General features: G+C 34.3%; 20 protein-coding genes. 18 read left to right on the forward strand and 2 right to left on the reverse strand.

Annotation, left to right across the window (positions count from 1 at the left end):
* The first annotated feature begins 485 nt into the window (after nt 1-485).
* From CELAL_RS21415 to CELAL_RS07260, 13 genes are all read left to right on the forward strand, one after another.
* Nucleotides 486-995: a hypothetical protein gene (locus CELAL_RS21415; protein ID WP_013550242.1), complete on the forward strand. Its 510-nt coding sequence runs from the start codon at nt 486-488 to the stop codon at nt 993-995.
* Between the two features lie 49 nt (nt 996-1,044).
* Nucleotides 1,045-1,938 carry an IS1595-like element ISCal1 family transposase gene (locus CELAL_RS07205; protein ID WP_013548995.1) on the forward strand — a complete coding sequence of 298 codons (894 nt, stop codon included), beginning with the start codon at nt 1,045-1,047 and terminating at the stop codon, nt 1,936-1,938.
* A gap of 123 nt (nt 1,939-2,061) precedes the next feature.
* Nucleotides 2,062-2,355 (forward strand): hypothetical protein, encoded by a 294-nt coding sequence (locus tag CELAL_RS07210; RefSeq protein ID WP_013550243.1) that lies wholly within the window; start codon nt 2,062-2,064, stop codon nt 2,353-2,355.
* Between the two features lie 190 nt (nt 2,356-2,545).
* On the forward strand, nt 2,546-3,280 hold the full coding sequence (locus tag CELAL_RS07215; protein WP_013550244.1) for a hypothetical protein: 735 nt from the start codon (nt 2,546-2,548) through the stop codon (nt 3,278-3,280).
* A gap of 130 nt (nt 3,281-3,410) precedes the next feature.
* On the forward strand, nt 3,411-3,668 hold the full coding sequence (locus tag CELAL_RS07220) for a hypothetical protein (protein WP_013550245.1): 258 nt from the start codon (nt 3,411-3,413) through the stop codon (nt 3,666-3,668).
* A 623-nt stretch (nt 3,669-4,291) separates the two neighbouring features.
* Entirely contained in the window at nt 4,292-4,867 is a 576-nt protein-coding gene (locus tag CELAL_RS07225; RefSeq protein WP_013550246.1) for a hypothetical protein, read from the forward strand.
* Nucleotides 4,860-5,198: a hypothetical protein gene (locus CELAL_RS07230; protein WP_013550247.1), complete on the forward strand. Its 339-nt coding sequence runs from the start codon at nt 4,860-4,862 to the stop codon at nt 5,196-5,198. Before CELAL_RS07225 ends, CELAL_RS07230 begins: the two co-directional genes overlap by 8 nt.
* A 70-nt stretch (nt 5,199-5,268) precedes the next feature.
* Entirely contained in the window at nt 5,269-6,213 is a 945-nt protein-coding gene (locus CELAL_RS07235; protein ID WP_013550248.1) for a hypothetical protein, read from the forward strand.
* Between the two features lie 239 nt (nt 6,214-6,452).
* Nucleotides 6,453-7,100: a hypothetical protein gene (locus tag CELAL_RS07240; protein ID WP_013550249.1), complete on the forward strand. Its 648-nt coding sequence runs from the start codon at nt 6,453-6,455 to the stop codon at nt 7,098-7,100.
* 143 nt (nt 7,101-7,243) lie between these two features.
* Nucleotides 7,244-7,618, forward strand: a complete 375-nt coding sequence (locus CELAL_RS07245) for a hypothetical protein (RefSeq protein ID WP_013550250.1) — start codon at nt 7,244-7,246, stop codon at nt 7,616-7,618.
* A 64-nt stretch (nt 7,619-7,682) separates the two neighbouring features.
* Entirely contained in the window at nt 7,683-8,258 is a 576-nt protein-coding gene (locus CELAL_RS07250; protein ID WP_013550251.1) for a hypothetical protein, read from the forward strand.
* Nucleotides 8,259-8,294: 36 nt separating this feature from the next.
* Nucleotides 8,295-9,212: an SH3 domain-containing protein gene (locus tag CELAL_RS07255; RefSeq protein WP_013550252.1), complete on the forward strand. Its 918-nt coding sequence runs from the start codon at nt 8,295-8,297 to the stop codon at nt 9,210-9,212.
* A 79-nt stretch (nt 9,213-9,291) separates the two neighbouring features.
* The gene (locus CELAL_RS07260) at nt 9,292-9,999 is read left to right on the forward strand and encodes a DUF1963 domain-containing protein (RefSeq protein ID WP_013550253.1); all 708 of its coding nucleotides are present in this window, start codon (nt 9,292-9,294) and stop codon (nt 9,997-9,999) included.
* Nucleotides 10,000-10,054: 55 nt separating this feature from the next.
* Here the strand turns inward: CELAL_RS07260 and CELAL_RS07265 are convergent, their stop codons facing one another.
* Nucleotides 10,055-10,273, reverse strand: coding sequence for a hypothetical protein (locus CELAL_RS07265; protein WP_013550254.1), 219 nt, complete (start codon nt 10,271-10,273; stop codon nt 10,055-10,057).
* A 305-nt stretch (nt 10,274-10,578) separates the two neighbouring features.
* Between CELAL_RS07265 and CELAL_RS07270 the strand changes: the two genes are divergently transcribed.
* From CELAL_RS07270 to CELAL_RS07285, 4 genes are all read left to right on the forward strand, one after another.
* Nucleotides 10,579-11,466: a dienelactone hydrolase family protein gene (locus tag CELAL_RS07270; protein ID WP_013550255.1), complete on the forward strand. Its 888-nt coding sequence runs from the start codon at nt 10,579-10,581 to the stop codon at nt 11,464-11,466.
* A gap of 32 nt (nt 11,467-11,498) precedes the next feature.
* Complete coding sequence (locus CELAL_RS07275) at nt 11,499-11,957, forward strand: tetratricopeptide repeat protein (RefSeq protein WP_013550256.1); 459 nt, start codon at nt 11,499-11,501, stop codon at nt 11,955-11,957.
* Between the two features lie 249 nt (nt 11,958-12,206).
* Nucleotides 12,207-12,917: a hypothetical protein gene (locus tag CELAL_RS07280; RefSeq protein ID WP_013550257.1), complete on the forward strand. Its 711-nt coding sequence runs from the start codon at nt 12,207-12,209 to the stop codon at nt 12,915-12,917.
* Nucleotides 12,918-13,071: 154 nt separating this feature from the next.
* On the forward strand, nt 13,072-13,911 hold the full coding sequence (locus CELAL_RS07285) for a cupin domain-containing protein (RefSeq protein WP_245529683.1): 840 nt from the start codon (nt 13,072-13,074) through the stop codon (nt 13,909-13,911).
* 74 nt (nt 13,912-13,985) lie between these two features.
* On the opposite strand, the gene CELAL_RS07290 is transcribed toward CELAL_RS07285, so the two are convergent.
* The gene (locus tag CELAL_RS07290; protein WP_041557601.1) at nt 13,986-15,191 is read right to left on the reverse strand and encodes a C40 family peptidase; all 1,206 of its coding nucleotides are present in this window, start codon (nt 15,189-15,191) and stop codon (nt 13,986-13,988) included.
* Nucleotides 15,192-15,375: 184 nt separating this feature from the next.
* On the opposite strand from CELAL_RS07290, the gene CELAL_RS07295 reads away from it, so the two are divergent.
* Nucleotides 15,376-15,750 carry a hypothetical protein gene (locus CELAL_RS07295; RefSeq protein ID WP_013550260.1) on the forward strand — a complete coding sequence of 125 codons (375 nt, stop codon included), beginning with the start codon at nt 15,376-15,378 and terminating at the stop codon, nt 15,748-15,750.
* Nucleotides 15,751-20,119 lie beyond the last annotated feature (4,369 nt).

Here is a 20,119-nt window from a genome sequence, read left to right on the forward strand (position 1 = left end):
TGAGCGATAGCGAGTTCATTTGATTTAGCGAATAAGGAGGTGAACTATATCCGAAGGGTCAAGCCTTGATTTTCCCGCCTGCCGGCAGGCAGGTTTGGTTCGTTTTTTTATCAAGAAAAAAATGAACAGGTACCCAAAACTTATAAAAATACCAGGCATTACACTCGCAGCGCTCAACCCCAAGCTTAGCTCCTATAGCTTATTACCTAATAATCCTCATACGTATCATTAGCTCTTAAAACTGTTCTAGTATTGAAAATACCCGATTACGTAGTGCTAATATGTGTATTTCAACGATTAAATAAACTATTATAAAGAAAATAACCCGTTTCTGTGGAAAACCGCAGAATAGCTATTTGTATTTAAAATACTTTAGTACTTGTAAGAAATTAAAACTCTCCCCCTAGATAAATTTTAAATACAAACTTGCGCATATTCGTAAGTTAGCAAACTTTAAAAAAAACACTAACCAAAACAAACCAAATATGAACGCTTTTTTTGGCTTTTCAGCTTTCGCACTTTTCATTGCTTTAATCGTAGGACTTATTAAACCTTCCATAATTTTAAGATGGTCAAAAAAACCGACAAGACTTAAGGTGTTGGGATTTTACATTATCGGATTTATTGGCATGGTAATTATTTCAATCGTGACAACAGATAAAGATGAAATGGCTAAATCCAATATCGAATCTGCAAATAAATATATTGAGAAGGGGCAATATGAAAATGCAATGACGGATCTTAAAAAGATAAAAGAAGACAATTCTATGTATCAAGAAGCTCAACAAATTCTTAAAAAAACGGACAGTTTAATCAAACTAACAGAAGAAAAAAAATTGTTGAACAAAAATGCGGAAATAGCAAAAACAAAGGAGGAAGAAAAAATAAAGCAAAAAGAGCAACTTAACCGTGAATTAAAATCTATTTCGGATGGTATTGACTTTTCAAGCTACAGAGAAAATATCGAATCTCTTCAAATAGAATTAATATTATAGAGGTCAGTAGCTAACTTCGTATCTTGATACTCAGTAAATATATTAAATTATGGATATTTTCAAGGGTCAAAATCTTCTAGAGTTCTCTGATTGCTTCAAAACGGACAATGATTGCAAAGAATATTTAGCAAATATTAAGTCTAAAACCCCTTTTAAATGTTCTAGATGCAATCATATAGCCTGTCAAACACGTGCTGATTTCTCTAGGCAATGTAATATTTGTAGACATACAGAATCCGCAACAGCAGATACATTATTTCACAAGGTAAAGTTTGGTGTTCGCAAAGCATTTTTTATTTGTTTTGAGATGGCTACAAGCACGAAAAGCTTATCTGCAAGTTATATGGGAGTACGTTACGGAGTAACAGAAAAAACAGCTAGACTTTTTATGCTTAAGGTCAGAGAAGCTATGTCTTCGAGTGGGAATAATCCTATGGACGGAGTTGTTCATGTAGATGAATTTGTTTTAGGGGGCAGAGAAGAAACAAAAGTTGGCAGAAGCTACAATGCTAAGAAAAAGAAGGCGGTTACAGCTGTTCAGCTTACAGAAGATGGAAAGGTAAAAAGAATGTATGCTATGAAAATAGATGATTTTTCAGCACAATCCTTACAATATATTTTTGTCAACCATATCAGCCGAAACGCAAAGATTACTACAGATAAATGGAGAGGCTATAGTCCTATTGCAAAGGCTTACGACATCACACAAATAGAAAGTAATGGAGGGTTAAATTTTAAAGCGCTTCATACAATGATACATCAGGTTAAATCTTGGATAAGAACAACTTATTCTTGGGTTAGTGACAATAATTTAAATAGATATTTCAATGAATTTTGTTTTAGAATAAACAGATCTCAAAGTAAAGCTACAATATTCAATAATCTTATTGTTAAAATGGTCAATAATGATAAAATCAATCAAGCTGAATTAATAAGTAATTAACTACTGACCTCTATAATATTATTTACTTCTTGGGCAAAAACAATCGCAGAAGGAGAAAATTCAGATGACACAGGAATTAAGAATCTTGCCACCCAATTAAAATCTAAAGTTGTAAAATTACAAGTGAGAGAATTTCCAATCTTAAGAAAAGAATATGCAAAAATAATTGCCAAAAAAATATGGGAAAATGATATTGACGTAACTTCAAGCAGCAGAGGGAATCGATATATAAATTTTTCGGGAGGAGTTTTCGCAGCTAACAAAAATAAACAGGAATTTCAAGAACAGGTAAATGAAGTTTTAAAAATGTTTAGATTTAACCAATCGCGCTACAGGTGGTATAAAGGAGCTGATGAATATACGTATTATACGATATACGAGGGTAAAGACTCCGATTTAATGTCATTTGACAAATAAAGAGGAATAAATAAATGTGCTTAACCATGTATAAAAAAAAAGGTGATTTAGTGCTAAAATATAAGCCATTAATTAGTATTAACCTTTGTATTCAATGAAATGTTCGGTGCTTCTAAATCTCTTACTTATCAAATACTTACCATTAGCAGCAATTTGAAAATATCAGAAAACACATTATAAAAAGTAAATTATGAATAAAACCCTTTGGATTTTACCTGTTCTAATTTTATTAAGTTGTAAAGAAGGTAAAGAACCAATTACAAAAAATGAAACTGAGATTGTAACGGATAAAATACTAGAAAAACCTATGAAAGCTAAACCGAAGTACAAAATAGATTTCGACGCTACAAAAATAGCAAACTTCACGGTTGAGAATACTGAATTTTCAAACCTAAAAGCTTTGACAGAAAAATTATCTGACTATTCTACTCAAGAACTAGAAGTCTTACCAAACTTCATCGGATTGACAATGTCTATTGTCGTGCCATTCGATATTTCAAAAGAGAATCTTGAAAATACTCTTAAATCCATCGTTCATGAGGAAACAGAAAAAAATACTGACATTGATGAAATTCTAATATTTGCTTATGATGATAAAAAGGATATTGGAACTGGTTATACATTTGGGAAATTACTATGGGCGCCCGATGCAAAAATAGGTAATGTAACACCTGAAATAGCTCTAAAAAATGTTCGAACGAATTATCGATTTGATATAATCATCAAAGAAAAAGTTGGCAATATTAAAAAAGAGGATTTGCCCACAAAAAGAGAATTAGAAATTTACAACGAAATGATGGATGAAAAGTATATTGGAATGGACGATGATGCAATCCGAGATATTGTAATGAAAAAATTTAAAATTAAAACTGAGAAAGAATACGAAAATATTTATTTAAAAGTTGGTGCTTATAAAAATTTTTAAAAAATTATAGGTTTTAAAATTAAATAGGGATTATTGCTTGTTATATTGTATCTGAATTTCCTTATTGGTATTCCTTGCACATAAACACCTAACTTTCTATACACGTATACGTTGCAAAACAAATAAAATCATGGTGATATCTTCCGAGGAATTAAGAAAGCATGCTAAATTATTTTTTCTAGAGTTTAAAGACCCTAGATTTAATTTATCAACAATAGAGTCCAAAGCTCTTTTATATGTAAAAAAGAATGACGACTTCAAATACAAAGACGTCGTTAATTCAAGTATACTTATTGACTTATTGAGCAATGATTATGGATACATAGAAAAAGATAAAAATAATGTGCATTACATATTAACTCAAAAAGGGCTTGATTATCTAAAATAATGAATTAAGATACCTTTAAAAATAGTACTCTAGAACTGATCTTGATTTAATTTCTAATTATCTATTTTTTAAGTGGATTATAAAGTCGTTAATATCCATCTTTAAAGTAAAAAAATCACCTTCAAGAATTAATTGCAATGATAAATGAAGGAATGACACAATCCTCAAACTGGGTGCATGAATAAGCAATGGGTTTAAATCCACCAATTCCAAACTCTACAAAAGCAAAGAATGATTTTAACTTACTTTTTTCTTTTGCAGAGAAATGTAAAGTGAATTGATAAATTATGTGGAAGGAAATAAAACAACGAACGCCTAACAAAGAACTGAGGTAAAAAAAAACAAATTCTTCTATAATCTGGGACACTATTATTCTAGGCTCATAGACTCAAAAATTAGGATTATATAGCTTTTATAATGTGTTTCTAACCTTTTAGTTATCAAAACTAGAAACTATTTTCTATTCAATTTATAAATGTTAACTTCGTCACTTAACTACTACATGATAAATTGAATGCCTAAAATTTCTGTTCTTTTAATCACCTTTACATTTTTTGGTATAGAACTGCTTTCTGCTAAAAATTATTACAAAGAAATAAACTTAAAAAGCTAAAACCAAGCACATGAAACGCTACCCATTAAGCTTTATATTAATATTTCTAATAAGCGGCTGCTGTAAAGACGTTATTGAAAACACCTATACCTTAAACAACTATGACAAGGCCATAATACCCTATACAACCAGCCAAGAGCAACTTTTTACAGATAACAATGGTGTAGAAGTACTAGCGCTCAGTACTCCCAGAATAAGCATTATAGACGCTAGAAGAGATGGGCCAGATAGTTGCCGCATTACAGAAATAGAAGAAGTAAGTAGCACACTAACTTTTTCTGCTATAGATCTTACCCTAGACATTAGCGTAACAGCAGATATAGATAGGGCATTTGGTATAAATACACTAACGTCTATGGATACCTATTATCAAAGCAGTTTTCAGTTATCATGCAAAGCTGTAGTTGATATGCCATTAGAAGCGCAAGTTACCACCTATTCCAAACATGATTTTGATTTTGAAAATGTATACGTATTTCAAGACTGCAGGGAAAATAGCAGTATTGAAAACATCGTATTCTCCGTCACTAGAGGTGTTCAGTTTATTACTTTTACGGATGGTCGTTATTTAAAATTAAATGACTAAGAACCTCAACGATTTCTTTGACCATTTGGAAGCGCACAACTTTCAGAACGAAACGGATCAACAAATTGTAAAGAAACTACTAGAAGCAGAAGAAAATTGGCCTGTATCCATAGACACGGTGTCTCAGTTTTTAGAACTCTTAGAAAAAGAAATTGGTGGTGTTATTAATGAAAGAAGTTTAGAAGAACTGTTGAAAAAATACAACCAAAATTTGACAAAATATGCTTGGAACGCTGAGAGTATTCCTTATGTATTAGACATTTTTAAACTCACGGAAGAGGCGACACTAAACGAAATATGTTCTAGGCTTTTCAATAAAAAAGACAACTAAATGAGTATTGGTTAGGTACTAATTTTTAAATTGCAGCTAATCCATAGTTAGCACCAACATTCAAAAAAAAATGACCAAACAACTCCTCCTCTCTTTTTTAGCCTTATCCATTGGTATTTCTCAAACAGTTATTGCGCAAGAAATAGATTCCACCGCTTTAAAGCAACTAGAGTTTATTAAAAAAGTAACCTATGGTATGGGGCATGATCTCTTTAAAACAAGAGCGCTTCCCTATAAAATAAAAGAGGATTACATGGCCCCTTGGGAAAAATTATCCAATAGCAATATGGAAAATTTGGCTACGGGTTTAGATACTATAATTTCTAATGGGTCTATTGCTGTAGAGAAAGGTCATTTTGAGGAAATTAATGTGGTCTTTAGCTCTAAAGTAGAAGGTATTGAAAATCTTGATGACATCTTTACTATAGAATTAGTGGCCTATACCTTATTTGATGTAAATAAAAACCCCATACGTCTAAAAGAAAACGCACGAACTAATTTTGGTTCTATATCTAATTCAGGAATCAAAAATGGTCAAGCGTTTTCATACAACTACAGAACCATTAAAAGCGCTTTCGAGATTGAATCTAAAAAAGATACTCTTGGTATTTCTGGGACGGTAAAATTACAGGCAAGCTTTCCTTCTGGGTATGACAAAGTAGTAATCACCCCAAAAGATATAGGCAAAAAATTTACTATAGGTCTTAAAAAATATGAGGTTCTGAATGTGTTTAATAATATTATAATCTTAAAACCTGATTCGAAAAATGAAAATCTTGATCGCGATTTTGACATTGTAAACCTCAATGCTAAAGGTGATGAAATTGCACAAATAGCCTATTTTGATTTGCTGAAAATGAATGAAGGAAAAGAAAAGCCTATTGAAATGATAGGCTTAGGGACACAAACCATTTCAGAAAAAATATATAAGATCTTTACTGAGAACCCAACTATTTCAAAAGAGGAATTTGATGTTATCATTGACCCCATTGCAAAAAAAATAGTTAATGCATAAGATATAAGAGCCGAAAGAGAAAAGCAATTTGGCCAAACCTATATTGCGATAACCAATGCAGGACCTGTTGAAAATTGTTATCTCTATCTTGAAAAAAGGGAATTAAAAAGAGCGTTCGAAAAAGAATTCTAAAGCACATGGTCTTTAGCTAATACGGACTTAAAGGCTTAAAAAGTATGGTCTGCATATACCCAAATGTGTACAAGTAGATTTATAAAAGGGCTTTAGAGAAGAAAACTATGAATCTTACCTCAACTGACTTTGCCTCTCGCAAACATCTTAAACAGATCCTATTTGTAGGAAAATTGTTCCTGCTTATCAGTTGTGCAAACCAACCAACAGAGAAACGGTATTACTCACCTCACGCACTTCAAGAAGAAGAGGCCACGAAGCTTCTAGATTTAGACCATTCTACGATGAATTTTAAAGCCATTACAGATTGGCTTAGTAAAAATCAGACTACAGGAATAACAACTATAGTTAGCTTTAAAGATAGCGCATTGGTAAAAAAAATAATGCCGTCTGTTCGTGATTACGGACTCTATCCATCAAAAAACATATTAAGTATCACTTCAGATTCTATACTTGTAGACAAGGGATATCCTATAAGCGAATTGAAATGGATCTTAAAAAGACACTATACCAATAATGGAAAAGCGTATCAGTATGCAGATTCTCCAGAACGAGCCGCCATTGAAATTACGCTTGATACAAACAAGACGGCAAAGGAATTAAAGCATTCTTTAATACTGCTCACCAGAGTATTTGATGAGGTGAATAGCGAAGAAAAAGAAAGTTTACTACTAAAAGTCATATTTGATTATAACAGGCAACTTCCGCCACCTCCACCGCCAATACCTATAGAAATAGTCCCCATCGTAGAATAAAACACAGAAGTAGACCTATCTGTTTACAAGCACCAGAAACCAGCAACTATTCTTAGGCAGCAGTTTTTAGAGAGGCAACCATTTTTTTTATTAGAACTTGTAGCTACTAAACAATTACAAGCAGAAGACTCCGTTTTAAAATCATGGAACCCCATAAAATAGCCCTTTTAGATAACTACCAGCTCTACCAATTGCTACAAAACCCGGCTATTGATACCCGTACGCTGGCAGCACTCAAAAAAGAATATGCCTCGCGTAAATTATCAGGGTATGAACAAGAGCGATTGGCACAAAAATATGCCGCTGCTCATACAGATGTTAACACTGCTTTAGAACAAAAACCATGGAGCCCTATTTTAACAGGCTTTGCCTATAACAAGCATTTTAGGTACATCGCATTCTTAAAAGTGCATGGACGTAAAGAAGAAGCTAAGCAACACCTTTTAGAACTCTATCTAGGCCTTGCGCTTTACTTTTTAGGGTTTATTGCTTTCTTGTTGCTCTTCCGTTTTAAGTAAAAGCAGAAAACTGTATCTTATGATGCGCTAAAAAGCACCAGGCATTACCCTAAACAAACCTCTTATGAAAACCGTACTCCTAGCCTTTCTTTGCCTTTTAACTAGCATAGGAAGCGCCCAAGAACTTAGCACTGAAACCATCAGCGAGATAGAAGCTTTTGGCAAAAAGCAATTAATACATGTAAAAGAGTTTCAAATGAAAAAGTACTACGCCTCTTTTTCAGAGGAGTACCTACTGCTGTTTTTAGGAGAAACTATTGATATGAAAGAAAGAATAAAATGGGCCAAAAAACAAAAAAGATCCTATAAAAAAGATCCTAATGCGATAACATCTCCTAGAATGCGGAAATTATACGGGATGACTTCTGAAGATTTTTATGCTGATTTTAATACCTATATTTTTACTCAAGATGCTATTGCTAATGGCTATGTAAACGCTAGTGATCTTATAAAAAAGACAATGCTACTGTTTTCTAAAAGTTTTAACCCTGCCCTAGTCTTTACAAAAGATAGGTACCTGATGGTGATGCTTTCTAAACCTAGTGCAGACGGAAAACATAGCAAACATAGGGATTATATGATCCTACAAATTATTGAAAAAAAGAACACCAAATGGCAAGTGTATGCTTCGTATTTTTAAGCGCACAAAAGGCATCAAATTTTTAATTTCCCTTATATGAAAAACCACTACCTACTACTCGTTGTTCTTATGCTAAGTGCGCATGCTAAGCTATGGCCGCAACAGCAAGCAAAAGAAAGTACCATTTATACGGTTGCTGCTAAAAATGGCCTTAGCGTTAGGAGTGAACCTTCCACTAGCGGGGAAAAAATAGGGAAATTTCCTCCCGGAGAATATGTAGTATTATTAGAAGATACAGGCTCCTATTTATCGCTTGTAGATAATGGCGTGCCTGTAAACGGAAACTGGTTTAAAGTAAAAACAATGCGTAATTCTTGGGACACCAAACCCATCTTAACCGGTTATGTCTTTAGTGGGTATTTATTAAAAAATGAAAGTAAGCCTTACAACCCTTCTGATGCGCTTACCACAGCAAACACCACCTTAAAATTTGACAGTTTTGATCTCAGTTTTTATTTTTATGAAACGGAGACTGGCTCTGAAACTTCTCCTATAGTAAAGCAAGATACCGTGTTTGTATCTGAAGATGTATTTAATGATTTAGGCGATAGATTACTATATATTGAACCTAAAGAAAGTACGACTAGCATAGCATTGTTCTATACGTTTAAAGAATCTATCTGGGAATATAATTTTGATGCCACAAAATCAAAAGAAAAGTATGCTTGGGAGGGGTATGGCCCTTACAAAGAACTACCGCTCACCAGAAATATGGCTCTTTTCCCGAAAATAGCGTATGAAAAAGTTGAAACCTCTAGAGAGGTAAATTTAAAACTAAAGGATACGCTGGTGCATTACCCAGGAGAAATGGGAGGCACTACAGCTACGATGAGCTACCAAGGAAGGCCATTAGTCCATTTTATAGCTGATGCTCTTTTAAAGATCGTGTTACACCATAGCAATGGTACTACAGAAATTAAATACGTAAACATTACCTTGTCCTACGGTTGCTAAACAAGGTATAGGCATGCCGATTTTTCAAATCGGTAGGATGGAGAAAAGCTATTTATTGTAATTGAAAAAATAAAAAAAATTGACCCCAGAAGAAGTAAAAAGTAAAATTTTTAAAGAAGCCACCATCTTTAAAGCGGGCGGTTTTAGACCTAAACATACTCTTGAAGAAAGTTGGATAGGAAAAGTAACGGTTTATACGGAAGCGGAAAGCATCCCTCTTGATGTACATGGGGATTTAATGTTTCCCTTAGCACAGTTCTACTTGCCTACCTTACCTTTTGTTCCTTCCAAACTATCAAAAACAAAAATAATAACCGTTTTTATCGCACCTACCTATCCAGAACGTTTAGAAGAAATGGGTCAGCATTGGGTTATTCGCGAGTATGAAAATTTAGAGGCTATTGTGGTTAAGGACTTATCTAACCCAGAATCCTTTCTTAAAGCTTTTCCTTTAAAACCAGCATTAGAAAAAGACTGCCCCATTTGGGATGGCGGAGGCTTATCTCCTGAAATGGAAGATGAGGTACTTACACTTGAAAATGAGGGTGTTATTGATAGTTATTATGACATTGCCGATTTTCACCAATATGAACATAAGCTTGGAGGGTACCCCTCCTACTGTCAGTCAGGAATTGGTATTGCTGATGGCTTTGGAGAAGGCTTTGAATTTATGTTTCAAATTACTTCGGATGATAAAATAAATTTGAATGTAATTGATCGTGGTAGTTTACTCTTTGCAAAAAATGATGAGACCAACAAATGGGCTATCTATTATGATTTTTATTGAAGAACTTGATAAAAAATGTACGTATTGAAATTAGCTAATAGAATGGTGGTTTATATTAAGCCAATTTAGTCTTGTTTGCTTTTGTAGTAAAAGTCAATTCTTTTTTAACTCTAGAATTTTTGTACATATACAAACGTGCTGTAGAAGTTTCGTAGCTCGTTTCTGTAACAATAGTTTTTGGCGTAGTTTCTACTTTCACTTCTTTAGTCGACTCTTGTGCTTGAGCAGTGATTCCAGTAAAGATTAAAAAGATAGTGATAAGTAAAGTTTTCATGTCTTGTAATTTGTTACACTAATAGAACGCAGTAACTCTTGTTTTACTAGGTTCTGATTCGCCCAACGACACTGTTTTTCGTTATCTTGAGGAATATCAGCCAAGCGGTAAAACAACTCCGATTAATGACAAGGGTCCTATTTTCCGTTTACCGAAGCCCTATGCATTTCATCGGTAGTGGTCTGTAGGAGTTGGTTTTTAATGTAGCGTTGTACCGTTTCATTTTTCATTTCTTTAGCAGGCCTTCTTATGTTAAAACAGCAAAAAAAAAATTCTTAACTTTCCTACTCACAAATAATAGGGCTATGAAAGATTTGAAAAAAGGGGCTATTTCTCAAGAGGTGTTTGATCTGTATGATGATTATGCGCACAATAAATTAGACCGCAGGCAATTTGCAGAAAAACTATCGCTCTATGCGGTGGGCGGTCTTACGGTAGCTTCTTTATTAAGCTTTATGTCTCCCAACTATAAAGACACCCTCTTGGTAGCACCTAATGATCCTAGTTTAGATTCTGACTACATCACCTATGATTCTCCTAAAGGTGGTGGTACTATAAAAGGATTGCTTTCTAAACCTAAAGGGATAAAAACCAAACTTCCTGGGGTTATTGTAGTGCATGAAAACAGAGGTTTAAACCCCTATATTGAAGATGTAGGCAGGCGCGTAGCCGTAGCAGATTTTATAAGTCTTGCACCAGATGCCTTAACACCGCTTGGTGGGTATCCAGGTAATGATGATGATGGTAGAGCCTTGCAAAAAGAGCGTAACCAAGCAGAAATGCTAGAAGATTTTATTGCTGCCTATGCCTATTTAAAAAACCATAAAGATTGCAATGGCCATATAGGCGTGGTTGGTTTTTGTTTTGGTGGATGGATTGCCAATATGCTAGCAGTACGTATTCCGCAACTTGGTGCTGCAGTACCGTATTATGGCAGACAACCCGAAGCAGAAGATGCCGCTAAAATTAAAGCACCCCTACTCTTACAGTATGGCGAACTAGATGAACGTGTAAATGCAGGAATACCAGAATATGAAGCGGTTTTAACAGCACATGCTATTGCCTACAAAACTTATATTTACCCTAAAGTAAATCATGGTTTTCATAATAATACAACGCCAAGGTTTGATAAAGAAGCTGCGGATTTATCGTGGAATAGAACTATCGAATTTTTTAAAGAACACTTAAAATAACCGGAACAACATAGCACAATACCTCTAAAAAAATGAACACACTAGACGAAAGCCTACATCTTGAAATAGAAAAATTATCTGAGCAAGGCGATGCCTTGGCAGAAGCGGGTAACTATAGCGATGCCCTTGATGCCTACTGGGCCGCTTATGATTTGGTCCCAGAACCCAAAACAGAATGGGAAGCCACCACCTGGATCTTGGTAGCTATTGGCGATGCTAATTTTTTAGGTGCCGATTTTCAGGCGGGTGTAGAGAACCTTAGCAATGCCATGCATTGCCCTAATGGCATCGGCAATCCGTTTATTCACTTAAGGCTTGGACAATGCCAGTTAGAAACCGGGAATTTAGAAAGGGCTGCAGATGAGCTTACCAGAGCGTATGCCTTGGAAGGTGAGGAATTATTTGCGGATGACGATCCTAAATATTTGGAGTTTTTAAAGACAAAAATCACCCTAGAAAAACCAAAGAAAAAACCTTGGTGGAAGTTTTAGTTGCTCATCTTCAATACGTAGTAGGACCTCTAAGGTTGCTGAAAAATCGGTAACCTTATCATGCTATAGGAACACCCCTCATTAATGCAAAGCATCAACCTATATTTCCTGGGCTGTAGGATAACACTATAGCAACATCACCCTAAAAAAAAACCTGTTCCCTCAAGGAAAGCACCACTTCCCTAGTTGCTCCTATTCCGCTAGGATAAAATAATCTAGATTTGAGCATCCATCTAAAAAACAACACTTATGAAAACTATTTTTAGTACCCTAATCACTTTACTACTTCTAGCCTCTTGTACCACGGAGAAAAAACCCAAAGTTGTATATACAGACCAAGAAGCTAAAACCTTGGTAAAAGACACCTCTATGGTTATCGTAGCAGATTTACCTATTTTAATAGATAGTACTAACTTTCTAATGCACCCTATTGGAGCATTGCAATTGTATGCTAAGGATCGTAAAATAGCATCGGGTTCTTGGAGCTATGCTTCTGGAACTAATTTTAATATTGCTAGTTATGATAATCATAAAGTCTATGGCAACTTAACCAATATAAAATTTAAAGAAATAGGGACGAATAAATTGGTAGCGCTTACCGATAAAGATATCCGGATTACCTCAGCAGATTTTTTATGGGATTTGTATGAGAGAACAGGCAAACAGCTTTTTATTTATGATGTGATTGATGCGGATACCAATGCCGATAGAACCTTAGATGACAAGGATATAAAAACCTTATACATTAGTAAAATAGACGGTTCTAGTTTTAAGCGTTTAATGCCAAAAAATCATGAATTATTGGAATGGAAAATTATCCCAGAAATAGACCGTTTGTATGTAAAAAGTATTGAAGACACTAATAAAAACGGTAGTTTTGATAAGAATGATAAATTGCATTACAACTATATTAATTTAGTAGATGATGCCTTAGAGGTGATTGATTATTACCCTTATTAAAAGGTTTACACCCCTCTTTTTCTCTGTAACTGATTTCTTATAGAACTACCTAAAAATAGAAATTAAGTTAAAAAATGGTCTAATTGCCTAAAAAGTATGTTTTAAAAAGTTCAGCAGTCTTTTAAGTTTGTATATTATCGTCCTAATTTTGAAAATGATGAGAAAAAGTTTTCCAGTGGTACTAGGCGTGTTTTTAGTAACCACAATGATGAGCCTGAATGCTCAAGAAATTCCGGTAGAAAATCTAAGCACAGATTTACCACTATACAGTCAGCAATACGCTAAAACCATATTAGCCGATGAAATTAAAGGCATCCATGTAGAACATATTGCATTAACAGGAAAAAATACAATTCTTGATGCTACAGAAGATGGGAATAAATTAATCTACCTGTTTTTTAAAGGGAATGGTACGGTAACGGCTGAAGGCACAGATTATGCGATTGTACCTGAAACTATTTTATTACCTAATGCTGTAGAAGAGATTCAGCTAAAAACAACAGCAAATGATACGCTTCATTATTTGAGAATTGCTAGCAAACTAAGCAAACAAGATCTTATAGATTTAGAAACGTTTCCTAAAGAGAATACACAGCACGTATATTATAAGAAGTTTACGGATTGTGAGCCGTATACAGAGCCTATAAAAAGTCCAAATACGGTGAGTAGAACTATTATGCCTAATAAGATAATTCCTAGAATTGCCATGGGAACGGTACAAACAACAGGACCAGATAAAGTAGACCCGCATGAGCACCCGATGTTAGAACAATTATTTTTAGGCCTTTCTGAAAATGACGTAGTGGTTTATGCAGATGATGAAAGTACCCCTTTAAATGAATATGCATTATTACACATTCCGCTAGGATCTAGCCATTCGGTTACCGTAGAAAAAGAAAAAGTTATGTACTATGTATGGATGGATTTCTTTTTAGATGCCAAAGGAGAAGAGTGGTTAAAAACACACCAAGTGATTGAGAAAGAAAACGAATAAGTTTCTATTACAATTTAAAAAGGTCCTACAACGTTGCTGTAGGACCTTTTTTTATGGGTATTACTTAAATATATTTAATCATTAAAAATAGGCGTCTCCTTTAAATTTACAAGTGCCCCTACCGAACTTTTAGCGATACGTTTTGCTCGTAAAAAACGATCATGATTGGCTTCATCATAATTAGCTGCATTGCTATCCATACTGCTAATATGTACCTGCCCTGAGGAATGTATAAATTCATTGTTACCAATCCACATGCCTACATGTACTACTTTTTCAGTTTTATCATCCGTAGCTGGCTTTCCAAAAAACAATAAATCTCCAGGAAGGAGTTTTTTAAAATTTTCTTTGGTATCAATCAATTCCCCCGTATGTACTTGTTGCGATGCATCACGTGGAATAATCATCCCGTTTAAAAAATAGATAGTTTTTGTAAAGCCACTACAATCTACTCCTTTCGTAGAAGTACCTCCCCATAAATACGGTAAGCCCATTAATTGTTTGGACGTAGCTACTAAATTTTCTTGGTTTGGTTCTGCAGTTGCCAACCATTCTGTGTACCAACTAGCTTCGGTTTTAGCAACGTAAGCTTCTCGCCCATCTGGGTATTTTACCATAAAAAAATCACTTTCTTCATCCTCATCCGTTACTAGTAGTTCTAGAATTCCGCCTGCAACAATATCAGAAACTACTTGCGAGGTTTCATCTGGCATGGTATACGTATTTCCACTAATCTTAGTATAGATCATCTTTTGTGCATCTTTCCAATGTTGATAATCGGCTGCATTCATAGCTACAATTCCGCCATCATCTACCCATGATAAATACTGGTCTGGTGTTTGAATCAAAGACCAGGAACCCTCTTTCTTAATTATTTTTACAGGTGTACCTAAAGTTGCTTGTGTGCCTAATTCTGCCGAATGTTTAGGATTGCTTCTTAAATTGGCTACAGATATAGTTACTAGTCCAAAGTGTTTATCTTTTAGATCTTCTTCCGGTAATAATTTTATATTATCTGTATATTTAATCCCCTCTTCGGTTAAACGTTCTCTTAAAGCCGTTACGGCATCAGGAAGGTTACTTTCCCCATACAGGGTATAGTTATTTTTTATTCTATAAGCAGAAACATCAAAAAGGGCTACCCGTTTATCAGGGGCGTATTCTGATCGTATAGCTGCGATATCATCCACTAAAACAGTATCGTTTTTATCATCATCAGAACAAGAAAACAAAGTAATTAGTAGAAAGGAAAAAGAAAGAATAAAAGTGATTTTTTTCATGGACGCAAATTTGATAGTAGCGGTATGCCCTAAAATTAAGACTATTTTTTTAGTTAATCTGTATTCCTAACAAGAACTTAACGCTATAGTATAATATTCATTTTAGTAGTTTTTAAAACTTAACATACTGTTAATCAATGTATTTTATTTTGAATTGACTAATATAAAGCGTACTTTCAAGATTATGATCGAATCGGAAAAACTAGAAAACAAGAACTTAATTGAGAAATCGGTAACTCATTTGCAGGCTACCGGATTTGAGCACATTAAAGCTGATATTGAAGGTTACGAGACTCCAAAATCATACACCAGGAAAGGGCATGATTCTAAAATAACCCCAGATATTGTTGCGATTAAAAATGGTAGAAAATACTTTTTTGATATTAGTTTAAAATCTAAAAAGCCAAGGTTACTAAAGACCAAATGGTTGTTTTTAGATACGATTAGCCGTATGAAATCTGACCGGTTTAGGATTATTACGACTAAAGGGCATTATAAATTTACAGAAGATATGTTAGAAGATATTAATCTAGCAAATAAAGAACCGATTAAACTATAATTGAAAAAGCGCCTTATGGGCGCTTTTTTTGTGAATACCTACTCCTACAGCGCTAGCAACCGTATATAAAATTAAAAAAAATAGTTTTAAAATTACTCGATTTCAACAACCGTCATTGAATTTCAACAACTGTCATTGAAATGATCAACCTCATTAGAGAACTCATACAAACTAAAAGCTTCTCGATACTAATGATTTCTCCGCTATCCCTACAAAATCATTCACTAGAAGTGACAACAGGAATTCAACAACTGTCCTTGAATTTGTACTTGATGAAAAACCGAAAATTAAACAACTGTCATTGAAAAAAACTAGATTGTCAGTTCGAGTGTTTTTCATGAAGAGAAACGCAATGAAAAATGTATCGAGAACTTATTTGAACTAAAAAGCTTCTCTATATTAATGACTTCTCCGCTACCGCTACAAAATAATTCACTCGAAGTACAACAGGAATTCAACAACTGTCATTGAAAAAACAAGCTTATCAAAAAACTAGATTGTCAGTTCGAGTGTTTTTTAGGAAGTGAAACGTATGGAAAAATGTATCGAGAACTTATCCGAACTAAAACCCTTCTCGATACTAATAATTTCTTCGCTACCACTTCAAAATTATTCACTCGAAGTGACAACAGGAATTCAACAACTGTCATTGAAAATCAACAACTGTCCTTGAATTGATCAACCTCATTAGAGAACACATACGAACTAAAAAGCTTCTCGATACTAATGACTTCTCCGCTACCGCTGCAAAATCATTCACTCGAAGTGACAACAGGAATTCAACAACTGTCATTGAATTGATCAATCTCATTAGAGAACTCCTGCGAACTAAAAAGCTTCTCGATACTAATAATTTCTTCGCTACCACTTCAAAATTATTCACTCGAAGTGACAACACGAATTTAACAACTGTCCTTGAATTTGTATTTGATGAAAAACCGAAAAATCAACAACGGTTGTTGAATTACTAAAACATAAACAAACTGTCCGTTCGAGTGCTACGACCAGCAGGAGAAGGGTATCGAGAACTTTTTGAAGTTATCAACACTTCTCGATACTAATGATTTCTCCGCTACCGCTACTAAATCATTCACTCGAAGTGACAACAAGAATTCAACAACTGTCCTTGAATTAATCAACAACGGTTCATGAAATATTCAAACATAAACTACACCGTCAGTTCGAGTGTTTTTCAGGAGGGGAAACGTATGGAAAAATGTATCGATAACTCCTGCAAACTAAAAAGCTTCTCGATACTAATAATTTCTTCGCTACCGCTACAAAATCATTCACTCGAAGTGACAACACGAATTCAAGGACGGTCATTGAAAATCAACAACCGTCCTTGAATTGATCAACCTCATTAGAGAACACATACGAACTAAAAAGCTTCTCTATACTAATAATTTCTTCGCTATCACTACAAAATCATTCACTCGAAGTGACATTACAAATTCAACAACTGTCCTTGAAAAAACAAGATTATCAAAAAACTAGATTGTCAGTTCGAGTGTTTTTCATGAAGAGAAACGCAATGAAAAATGTATAGAGAACTCCTGCTAGCTAAAAGCTTCTCGATACTAATAATTTCTTCGCTACCACTTCAAAATTATTCACTCGAAGTGACAACAGGAATTCAACAACTGTCATTGAATTTGTACTTGATGAAAAACCGAAAATTCAACAACTGTCATTGAAAAAACAAGATTATCAAAAAACTAGATTGTCAGTTCGAGTGTTTTTCATGAAGAGAAACGCAATGAAAAATGTATCGAGAACTCATACAAACTAAAAAACTTCTCGATACTAATGACTTCTCCGCTATCACTACAAAATAATTCACTCGAAGTGACAACAGGAATTCAACAACTGTCCTTGAATTTGTACTTGATGAAAAACCGAAAATTCAACAACCGTCCTTGAAAAAACAAGCTCATTAGAAAACTAGATTGTCAGTTCGAGTGTTTTTCAGGAAGTGAAACGTATGGAAAAATGTATCGAGAACTTATCCGAACTAAAACCCTTCTCGATACTAATGATTTCTCCGCTACCGCTACTAAATCATTCACTCGAAGTGACAACAGGAATTCAACAACCGTACTTGAAAAAACAAGCTCATTAGAAAACTCATACAAACTAAAAAGCTTCTCGATACTAATGATTTCTTCGCTATCGCTACAAAATCATTCACTCGAAGTGACAACAGGAATTCAACAACTGTCATTGAAAATCAACAACTGTCCTTGAAAAAACAAGTTCATCAAAAATAATTTAAGTACTCAGTACGAGAACTCCTGCAAACTAAAAAGCTTCTGAATACTAATGATTTCTCCGCTACCGCTACAAAATCATTCACTCGAAGTGACGACAGAAATTCAACAACTGCCATTGAATTTCAACAACTGTCCTTGAAAAAACAAGCTCATCAAAAATAATTTAAGTACTCAGTACGAGAACTCCTGCGAACTAAAAAGCTTCTCGATACTAATGATTTCTTCGCTACCGCTACAAAATCATTCACTCGAAGTGACAATACGAATTCATCAACTATCATTGAAAAAACAAGCTCATTAGAAAACTCATACAAACTAAAAAGCTTCTCGATACTAATGATTTCTCCGCTACCGCTACAAAATCATTCACTCGAAGTGACAACAGGAATTCAACAACTGTCATTGAATTTCAACAACTGTTCATGAAAAAAACAAGCTCATTAGAAAACTAGATTGTCAGTTCGAGTGTTTTTTAGGAAGTGAAACGTATGGAAAAATGTATAGAGAACTTATCTCAACTAAAAAGCTTCTCGATACTAATGATTTCTTCGCTATTGCTATTAAATCATTTACTCGAAGTGACAACAGGAATTCAACAACTGTTCATGAAAAAACAAGCTCATTAGAAAACTAGATTGTCAGTTCGAGTGTTTTTTAGGAAGTGAAACGTATGGAAAAATGTATCGAGAACTTATCCGAACTAAAACCCTTCTCGATACTAATGATTTCTCCGCTGACGCTACAAAATCATTCACTCGAAGTGACGACAGGAATTCAACAACTGTTATTGAATTTCAACAACCGTTCATGAAAAAACAAGCTCATTAAAAAACTAGCATGTCAGTTCGAGTGTTTTTTAGGAAGTGAAACGTATGGAAAATGTATAGAGAACTCCTGCAAACTAAAAAGCTTCTCGATACTAATGATTTCTTCGCTATCGCTACAAAATCATTCACTCGAAGTGACAACAGGAATTCAACAACTGTCCTTGAAATTCAACAACTGTCCTTGAAAAAACAAGCTCATCATAAATAATTTAAGTACTCAGTACGAGAACTCCTGCAAACTAAAAAGCTTCTCGATACTAATGATTTCTCCGCTACCGCTACAAAATAATTCACTCGAAGTGACAACAGGAATTCAACAACTGCCATTGAATTTCAACAACTGTCCTTGAAAAAACAAGTTCATTAGAAAACTAGATTGTCAGTTCGAGTGTTTTCCAGGAAGTGAAACGTATGGAAAAATGTATCGAGAACTTATCTGAACTAAAAAGCTTCTCGATACTAATGATTTCTCCGCTATCGCTACTAAATCATTCACTCGAAGTGACAACACCATTTCAACAACTGTCATTGAATTTCAACAACTGTCCTTGAAAAAACAAGCTCATTAGAAAACTCATATAAACTAAAAAGCTTCTCGATACTAATGATTTCTCCGCTATCGCTACAAAATCATTCACTCGAAGTGACAACAGGAATTCAACAACTGTCATTGAAAAAAAAAGTTCATTAAAAAACTAGCATGTCAGTTCGAGTGTTTTCAGGAAGGGAAACGTATGGAAAATGTATAGAGAACTTATCTCAACTAAAAAGCTTCTCGATACTAATGATTTCTCCGCTATCGCTACAAAATCATTCACTCGAAGTGACAATAGAAATTCAACAACCGTTCATGAAAAAAAAAGTTCATCAAAAAACTAGCATGTCAGTTCGAGTGTTTTTTAGGAAGGGAAACGTATGGAAAAATGTATCGAGAACTTATCTCAACTAAAAAGCTTCTCTATACTAATGATTTCTTCGCTATTGCTATTAAATCATTTACTCGAAGTGACAACAGGAATTCAACAACCGTCCTTGAAAAAACAAGCTCATTAGAAAACTAGATTGTCAGTTCGAGTGTTTTTTAGGAAGGGAAACGTATGGAAAAATGTATCGAGAACTCCTGCAAACTAAAAAGCTTCTCTATACTAATGATTTCTCCGCTATCGCTATAAAATCATTCACTCGAAGTGACAACAGGAATTCAACAACGGTCATTGAAAAAACAAGCTCATTAGAAAACTCATACAAACTAAAAAGCTTCTCGATACT

This window comes from Cellulophaga algicola DSM 14237 (assembly GCF_000186265.1).
Taxonomy (GTDB): Bacteria; Bacteroidota; Bacteroidia; order Flavobacteriales; family Flavobacteriaceae; genus Cellulophaga; species Cellulophaga algicola.

Bases quoted from the DNA above. Each gene is read 5' to 3' on its own strand.
- CELAL_RS07245 (WP_013550250.1), top strand. From the start codon at position 7,244: ATGGAACCCCATAAAATAGCCCTTTTAGATAACTACCAGCTCTACCAA.
- CELAL_RS07295 (WP_013550260.1), top strand. From the start codon at position 15,376: ATGATCGAATCGGAAAAACTAGAAAACAAGAACTTAATTGAGAAATCG.
- CELAL_RS07255 (WP_013550252.1), top strand. From the start codon at position 8,295: ATGAAAAACCACTACCTACTACTCGTTGTTCTTATGCTAAGTGCGCAT.
- CELAL_RS07265 (WP_013550254.1), bottom strand. From the start codon at position 10,273: ATGAAAACTTTACTTATCACTATCTTTTTAATCTTTACTGGAATCACT.
- CELAL_RS07250 (WP_013550251.1), top strand. From the start codon at position 7,683: ATGAAAACCGTACTCCTAGCCTTTCTTTGCCTTTTAACTAGCATAGGA.
- CELAL_RS07270 (WP_013550255.1), top strand. From the start codon at position 10,579: ATGAAAGATTTGAAAAAAGGGGCTATTTCTCAAGAGGTGTTTGATCTG.
- CELAL_RS07275 (WP_013550256.1), top strand. From the start codon at position 11,499: ATGAACACACTAGACGAAAGCCTACATCTTGAAATAGAAAAATTATCT.
- CELAL_RS07230 (WP_013550247.1), top strand. From the start codon at position 4,860: ATGACTAAGAACCTCAACGATTTCTTTGACCATTTGGAAGCGCACAAC.
- CELAL_RS07235 (WP_013550248.1), top strand. From the start codon at position 5,269: ATGACCAAACAACTCCTCCTCTCTTTTTTAGCCTTATCCATTGGTATT.
- CELAL_RS07280 (WP_013550257.1), top strand. From the start codon at position 12,207: ATGAAAACTATTTTTAGTACCCTAATCACTTTACTACTTCTAGCCTCT.
- CELAL_RS07290 (WP_041557601.1), bottom strand. From the start codon at position 15,191: ATGAAAAAAATCACTTTTATTCTTTCTTTTTCCTTTCTACTAATTACT.
- CELAL_RS07225 (WP_013550246.1), top strand. From the start codon at position 4,292: ATGAAACGCTACCCATTAAGCTTTATATTAATATTTCTAATAAGCGGC.
- CELAL_RS07220 (WP_013550245.1), top strand. From the start codon at position 3,411: ATGGTGATATCTTCCGAGGAATTAAGAAAGCATGCTAAATTATTTTTT.
- CELAL_RS07205 (WP_013548995.1), top strand. From the start codon at position 1,045: ATGGATATTTTCAAGGGTCAAAATCTTCTAGAGTTCTCTGATTGCTTC.
- CELAL_RS21415 (WP_013550242.1), top strand. From the start codon at position 486: ATGAACGCTTTTTTTGGCTTTTCAGCTTTCGCACTTTTCATTGCTTTA.
- CELAL_RS07240 (WP_013550249.1), top strand. From the start codon at position 6,453: ATGAATCTTACCTCAACTGACTTTGCCTCTCGCAAACATCTTAAACAG.
- CELAL_RS07285 (WP_245529683.1), top strand. From the start codon at position 13,072: ATGATGAGAAAAAGTTTTCCAGTGGTACTAGGCGTGTTTTTAGTAACC.
- CELAL_RS07215 (WP_013550244.1), top strand. From the start codon at position 2,546: ATGAATAAAACCCTTTGGATTTTACCTGTTCTAATTTTATTAAGTTGT.